Genomic DNA, 7,135 nt, shown 5'->3' with positions numbered 1-7,135 from the left:
TTCGCGGTTTCGGTTACCAGCTCGTAATTGCCCGTCTTAGCTCCTTTAGTAAGCTCGCCACCTACGCCTACGGCCTCGCATCCGGCCTTAATCCATTCGGCTACGTTTTCAAGGCTTACCCCACCAGTGGGGACCAGAGGTGCGTAAGGTAGCGGGCCTTTAATGGCTTTCACTATTTCCGGGCCGAAAGCGCTCCCAGGGAAAAGTTTTACAAAATCGCCGCCCGCCTCCATCACTTCCACCACCTCTTTTATTGACATAGCTCCAGGCATACTGACCTTCTGGTACCGGTTACACATCTTGATCATGTCAAAATTCAAACAGGGGCTAACTAAGAATTCGGCTCCCGCGAGTATGGCTGCCCGCGCCGTCTCGGCGTCCAGGACCGTTCCGGCGCCGATGAGAATCTCCCCGTTTCGGTAGGTCCGGGCGAGCTCCCGGATGACGTCTATGGCGCCGGGAACGGTAAGGGCGATCTCGATGGCCTCCACACCTCCAGCCTTGATGGCCTCCGCAATCTTAAGCGCTTGTTCCGGCCCTTCCGCCCGCACTACAGCTACGATGCCGCACTCGATGATGCGCTGCATGGTTTTAAGCTTTTGCATAGGTCCTTCCCCTCCAGTTTATATTTTGGCTTTGATGGTGGTTTACATTATGAAACTATGGTTCGCTTTATGATAATATTCAACACAAAAAGATTTATCCCTTCTTTCAAGGGGAACATTTTTTAAAGAGGCTAGTATTGTTATCATGCAATAATGCAATAATGACATTGACACAAAATGATATTTAGCGTCATAACGTTAGTGGGGTGATGTGGGTGCAGAGGACACAAATCTACCTTCATCCTGAGCAACATCGTGCACTTTTAAAAGAAGCAGCCCAAAAAGGCATTTCTCTTACCGAATTGATACGCCAAATAGTAACTGAACACCTGGAGCGCCAAGGGAAGCCTTCAACGGTGCCAAAAGAATTTTTCTTCGAATAGTAGGAATGGGAAGAAGCGAAAAGAAAGACGTATCCGAGCGACACGACTTTTATGTTGTGGAGGCGTTGCTCGATGATAATGGTTGATACCGGAGCTTGGTATGCTATCTGTGATGCTTCGGATAAAAACCACCATCGAGCGAAGGAATTTTACGAAGAGGTAGCAGGTGTGATACCCCTAGTTACTACTGACATTATCTTAGCCGAAACCTGGACACTGCTAGCAGCTCGCCTGGGCCGACCCTTAGCTATTACCTTTTGGGAAACACTGCGGGAAGCCAATATTTCTATAATAACGTTGGAGGAAGCTGATATAGAAGCGGCGTGGCATATACTTAAGCGCTTTCCCAGACCAAACCGTCAGTTTCACCGACTGTACCACCTTTGCAGTAATGGAACGTTTACGTATTGAGCGGGTATTTACCTTTGATCGCCATTTTGCCATCTATCGCTACGGTCCCAGACGCCAAAAGGCCTTTATTTGCGAACCGTAGCGTTTTATAGGTTTGCGAAGGAAGGTTTATCAATGAAACTCAAGGTGATCCCTGAAGACTTTGTAGTGAAGGAGATAGCTTATCTTCCCCTTAAGCCTTCGGCCCCTTACCGGGTATACCTTTTAGAAAAAAAAGGATGGAATACGGTCGATCTCCTGCTGAGACTTGCCCGCAAGTATAATCTCCCTTATCGCCTCTTTTCTTACGGCGGCAAAAAGGATAGGCATGCTCATACCTTCCAGTATGTAAGTATTAAGCATCCGGCTGATTTAACAACTGTAGATAAAAATTTTTCTCTAAAAGCCATAGGTTATATGGACCGCCCCATGGGCCCCGACCTCATTAAGGGTAACGCTTTCGACATAACCCTACGGGCCCTGGACGATGAAGAGGTTTCGCGCCTGGTCCGCCAAGTTGATGAAGTAAAGGAATTCGGGTATCCCAATTATTTTGACGACCAGCGTTTTGGCAGTCTAGACCGGGAAAGGGGGTTCTTGGCCGAAAGGCTGCTTAAAAAACACTATAAGGGCGCCCTGGAAATCTACCTCACCGCCATTTATAAAGAGGAGAAAAGGGAAGCCAAGGAGCGGAAGCGCTTATTCCGCCAGCACTGGGGGGATTGGAACACGTGTTTATCTTACGCTAAAACTACTATGGAAAAGAGAATATTTGCCTTGCTTACCCAAAAGCCCAAAGCCTTTTTGGAAGCCCTTCGCCTGATTCCCGGAGAAGAACTTTCTTTATTTTTTGCGGCTTATCAGAGCTTCCTCTGGAACGAATTGCTAAGGAGGATCTTGAAAGAGCTAAAGCTTGAGTTGACAGCCGTGCCCGGAGCAGCCGGCCCCTACCTCTTTTACCGGCGCCTGGACGAAGGGCAACTCCTTTATCTTAAAACTCTGGAACTCCCTTTGGCTGCTAAACGCATGGACTTTGCTGATACCCTAAGCGAGCGGCTATTTAAAGGGATTCTGGAAGAGAGGGGGCTAAAACCCAGCCATTTTAACCTTTCTAAAATTAGGCAGGCATTTTTTAAGTCCACTCCACGGGAGGCCATAGTTATCCCTTATGACTTAAAAATAGAACCCCCGGAAGCCGATGACCTGTATCCGGGGAAACAAAAGCTCCGCCTTTCCTTTACCCTGCCACGGGGAAGCTACGGAACGATGCTCATAAAAAGGCTGACCATGCCAGACACGTTTTTACCCCGCTAGCTCCTCCAAAGTTTTACCCTTGGTTTCAATACCCAAAGTTAACATGGCCAAAGCGGTGACCACGAAAACAACCCCGATTAAGCCAAATACTACAGGATAAGCTGCTTGTTGCCCCAGGTAAAAGACAATTTTACCTACCGCCATCGGTGCGATAATAGCACCAATGCGGCCGCAGAAGGAAGCCCAGCCGGCGCCAGTAGCCCTCAAGTGGGTGGGATACATCTCAGGCGTGTACGCGTATAGCACACCCCATGCGCCCAGATTGAAGAAATAAATAGCAGAGCCCCATCCAATAACCTGAGCCACAGTAGTCGAGGAAGAGAACATATACGCTGCCACACCGCTTAACAACAAATAAACAGTCAAGGTGGGTTTTCTCCCGATTTTATCAACCAAATAGGCCGCGCTAAAATAGCCCGGAATCTGGGCTACACACATAATAAGCACATACTCAAAGCTCTTTACTATCCCGAACCCCCTACCCACCATGAGGGTGGGTAGCCAAATTACAATCCCATAATAAGCGATGTTAATACCAAACCATAGTATCCAGAGGCAGAGGGTGCGACGCACAAACCTGCCTTTCCATAGCTCAGAGAATTTAGCTTTTTTAAGCGCTTCAGGCGTCTCTTCGATAGCATTTGCTTCAACATACTTTTCAGTTGTCCCTGGGGCTATCCCGCACGCCCTTTCTACTTTAGCCACCACTTCTTCCGCTTCTGCCTTTTTCCCTATTTTTTCTAAATACCTAGGAGACTCTGGGAGCAGCCAACGCAATACTGCCGAGTATAAGGCCGGCAGGCTACCTATATAGAAGGCTACACGCCACCCCCAGCGAGGAACAACTAAATATCCGATAAGCGCGGCAGCAAGCCATCCAAAAGCCCAAAAACTCTCCAGTAAAACGGTCATGCGCCCCCGCTGGCTAGCAGGAGAAAACTCGCTGGCCAGGGTAAAAGCAACGGGTATCTCGGCCCCCAGCCCTAGCCCTACAACAAACCGCCAAAACATTAACGTAGCATAACTAGTAGACAAACCGCATAAAAAGCTGGCTATTCCATAAATTATCAAAGTAATAGTAAAAACGCGTTTGCGACCATAGATATCTCCTAGCGTCCCGCCAATAACGGCCCCTAAACCCAAACCTACCATGCCTATGCTTCCTAAGGCACCTATCTGGCTGGCCGTTAGGTCCCAAAACTCGGCGACTGCAGGCAAAACAAAAGATATGAGACCAACATCCATAGCATCAAATAGCCAGCCCAGGCCACATATAAGAAGTAACTTATAATGGAAAGAACTTAAAGGCAACCTTTCTAACCGTGCTGCTATGCTCAAACTTTCTCCTCCCTCTAAAATGAATAGGGAACAAGTTCCTCGCGTAGGTCTCGCACTATGAGCTTAGATATCGACGTGAAGTGCTTAGGGTTAGTGGTGATTATAAAAGCCTTTGCTTGGAAACCTTGACTGTTTTCAAAGCTTTTCACCCCTTGTAAGGGTGTATCGGTACTGAAATAATACTATCAATTAATACTACCGTCAAGTAGGATAAGGGGACGGGCAGCAATGCTAGAGTTTCCTTAAAGAAGCGATCTGACATATCGTAATCCTCTTATTGCCGCCTCTTCTGGGGAAGGACAGGGCAGGCATTCCAGGGCGATATACCCTTGATACCCGATATCCTTTAAGGCAGCAATTATCTTTTTAAAATCGATATGCCCTCCGCCAGGGTAAAGCCTGTTACTATCAGCAAAGTGGATATGGCCCAAATTTTCCCCTACCATTTTTATACTTTGGACTGGATCGGCTTCCTCAATATTCATGTGAAAGGTATCCAGGTGGAGTTTAAAATAAGGAGATAAATCGGGGGCAAACCTAGATAGGAATCCTAAGGCTTCTGCGGCCGTGTTAATAAAATTGGTCTCATAGCGGTTAATGGCCTCAAGAAAAAGGGTTACCCCAAGCTTTTTAGCCCTCTCTAAGCAAAAGGCCAAACCTTCCTCCGCGTACCTTTCGTACTTTTTGGCCTCTTGTCTATCAGTTATGCTCCCTCGAAGGGAGCCGATGATGACGTCCGCCCCTAAGTAAGAAGCTACTTCTATATGCTGGAGGAGCCGGTTTACCGCTTGTTCTCTTATTTTAGGCTCCGGATGGGTAAGGCTAAGTTTGTCTATTACGTAGCCCAGGCCGGTTCCTAAGGTAGAAACGGCTATCCCTTCCTCCTGGCAGGCCTTTAAAATTTGGTCCACATCGAGTTCCCGAGGATCCCGGACATGGATTTCTACGGCCTCATAACCCAAGGCAGCCGCTTTCTTTATGCTTGTAACATAAGGCCCCCGTAGCAGGAAGGGGGCAGAATCGCTAGCTTCCCATACTATAGATACACTTAATTTCATCTCTATAAAAACCTCCATCAACCGAAGCCTTACACATCCAAGGCTTCACTTTTTTAGGGCTTAAGTTTGGCGACCAAGGATTTTCACTTTGCCGCCGGATTGTTTGGTACTGTAGCAGGGGCTCTAGACACACCCTACAGGATGCACTGTATTCAGTTGGCTTTTCTGGGCTTTAAGGTAGCAGGTGGTCTAAACACGCTCTATAGGCACAGGCCTGCCTTCGACCAAAGATCTTTTGGCAGCAAGGCCAATAAGCACCGGTGCTAATCCATCTATCCCGGTAACCGGAGGTTCTTTATCCTGTAAGATGCTCTCGACGAAGGCTTTTATTTCTTCTATATACGCTTGCCTATACCTTTCCATAAAAAAGTGCTGGAGCCGGTCGCTTAAAAATCCTTCGGCCGTACTTAATACGGTATGTGTCAGCGTATCGTTGCCCACCATAATACATCCTTGTGACCCGAAGACCTCTACCCGCTGGTCGTACCCGTAAACCGACCGGCGGCTGTTATCTATCACTCCTAGGGCACCGTTAGCGAATTTTAAAGTAACAATAGCGGTATCTATATCGCCCGCTTCGCCAATGGCTTCATCGACAAGTACCCCACCTAGGGCATAAACTTCCGTGACTTCGCTCCTAGACAAATACCTCGCCATGTCAAAATCATGGATAGTCATGTCCAGGAAAAGACCTCCGGATACCTTTATATAATCCAGCGGAGGGGGCTGGGGATCTCGCGAGGTAATCTTGATAAGGTGGATATCCCCTATCTTCCCCTGCCCGATTAGTTCATAGGCCTTCCTGAAACTAGGATCAAAACGGCGCTGGAACCCGACCTGCAGTTTAACCTTGGCCTTTTTTACTTCTTTAAGGGCCTCCCGTATCTTAGCTAGATCAAAATCTATAGGCTTTTCGCAGAAGATATGCTTGCCCGCCCGGGCAGCCTCGATTATTAAAGAAGAATGGGTATCGGTAGAAGAACAGATGAGGACCGCATCGATGTCTTCGTCTTCCATAATTTTGCTGCTGTCGGTAAACACATTTTTAATCCCTAAGCTTAAGGCCCAATCCTTTATCTTATCACTATACAGGTCGGCGACGGCCACCACTTCCGCTTCAGGAACATTAAAACGTATATTTTCAGCATGCACCCTCCCGATCCGGCCAGCACCTATCAACCCTATTTTTATCTTTTTACTCATAAACTTTTCCCCCTATGTCGTACTGCTTAAGGTTTACTCAGCCCCCTAACAGGTTACGTGCGGGGACGGTCCCCACAGCAGCCAACAAGGTTACGTACCCGCTCCTTTACGAGAAGCTTTATCCTATTCCTGCTGCGGTAAAGGAGCGGGTACTGCTTGCCTTTTTAGACTTATAGAATTTGCGAGCTTCGAAGAAGTACCCCAAATTGTTCCGTACCAGCTATTATAGCCTTGAGCAAACCTATAGCTTGTGGAAAGGCCCTATCAGGGGCAGTTCGTATACTGATTTCCAGCCTTCGCTTAAAGGCTCTTTTAAGAAGGGCCGCATCTCTTCTTCCGTCCTTAAGGTAACCTTCTCTACCGGCGGTACAGTACCAGGCGGGAAGGCTTCTAAGATCTGGTCATGAAGCAGGGTGAGATACTTTAGAATAGCAGCCACAGGGCGCTTAGCCTTTTTAGCAGAAGCCAGGCTGGGCTTACCTACTACTCCCTGGGGAGTGGCAGCCCGTTCAATGGCCATATGCCCCTCCCCTTCTGACCACCGGTGGGGGCGCCTAAAGGCGTCCACTGCTGTATCGAAGTGCCCTACGGGCAGGAAGCTCTCCGGTTCAGCATCTTGCACTACACTCATATCTATCATTCCAGGGAACAAAAGGAGAGCAATAGAAGTTTCCGCCTCATCGGCGTGAACAAAATGAGTCTGTAAGCTATCTTCCCGGTCTACAGGGAAGAAGAATTCCCGCACAGCCCGGTGCCAGTCAACCACCTGGAAAATTCCTGGCAACTGGAACCTCTTCATAAACTCGTGGATAGCGGATTCTAACATCCACAGGTGGCCGTGGTT

At 48.1% G+C, this 7,135-nt stretch carries 8 protein-coding genes; 3 read left to right on the top strand and 5 right to left on the bottom strand.

Going from position 1 to position 7,135, the window contains the following annotated elements; genetic code table 11:
* On the bottom strand, positions 1-605 hold a 605-nt coding region (locus L5656_RS09910; RefSeq protein ID WP_297202510.1), incomplete at its 3' end, for a bifunctional 2-keto-4-hydroxyglutarate aldolase/2-keto-3-deoxy-6-phosphogluconate aldolase.
* 209 nt (positions 606-814) lie between these two features.
* On the opposite strand from L5656_RS09910, the gene L5656_RS11445 reads away from it, so the two are divergent.
* The 3 genes from L5656_RS11445 (at position 815) to truD (ending at position 2,692) form a co-directional block, all read left to right on the top strand.
* A complete protein-coding gene (locus L5656_RS11445) occupies positions 815-988 on the top strand; it encodes a CopG family transcriptional regulator (protein ID WP_366018261.1) in 174 nt (57 codons plus the stop codon).
* 72 nt (positions 989-1,060) lie between these two features.
* The gene (locus L5656_RS09905) at positions 1,061-1,399 is read left to right on the top strand and encodes a type II toxin-antitoxin system VapC family toxin (protein WP_297202508.1); all 339 of its coding nucleotides are present in this window, start codon (positions 1,061-1,063) and stop codon (positions 1,397-1,399) included.
* A gap of 69 nt (positions 1,400-1,468) precedes the next feature.
* On the top strand, positions 1,469-2,692 hold the full coding sequence (gene truD / locus L5656_RS09900) for a tRNA pseudouridine(13) synthase TruD (RefSeq protein ID WP_297202506.1): 1,224 nt from the start codon (positions 1,469-1,471) through the stop codon (positions 2,690-2,692).
* Here the strand turns inward: truD and L5656_RS09895 are convergent.
* The 4 genes from L5656_RS09895 to L5656_RS09880 all read right to left on the bottom strand — a co-directional run.
* Positions 2,681-4,030 carry an MFS transporter gene (locus L5656_RS09895; protein WP_297202504.1) on the bottom strand — a complete coding sequence of 450 codons (1,350 nt, stop codon included), beginning with the start codon at positions 4,028-4,030 and terminating at the stop codon, positions 2,681-2,683. The two genes, truD and L5656_RS09895, sit on opposite strands and share 12 nt — an antisense overlap.
* 242 nt (positions 4,031-4,272) lie before the next feature.
* A complete protein-coding gene (locus L5656_RS09890; RefSeq protein ID WP_297202502.1) occupies positions 4,273-5,088 on the bottom strand; it encodes a sugar phosphate isomerase/epimerase family protein in 816 nt (271 codons plus the stop codon).
* A gap of 189 nt (positions 5,089-5,277) precedes the next feature.
* Positions 5,278-6,291, bottom strand: a complete 1,014-nt coding sequence (gene iolG / locus L5656_RS09885) for an inositol 2-dehydrogenase (RefSeq protein ID WP_297202500.1) — start codon at positions 6,289-6,291, stop codon at positions 5,278-5,280.
* A 241-nt stretch (positions 6,292-6,532) separates the two neighbouring features.
* The coding region (locus L5656_RS09880) for a creatininase family protein (RefSeq protein ID WP_297202497.1) at positions 6,533-7,135 on the bottom strand (603 nt) is incomplete at its 5' end.

The organism is Thermanaeromonas sp. (assembly GCF_021890735.1).
GTDB lineage: Bacteria > Bacillota > DSM-521 > Neomoorellales > Neomoorellaceae > Thermanaeromonas.
Note: the sequence above shows the minus strand (reverse complement) of the source record. Positions and strands in the feature narration are given on the sequence as shown.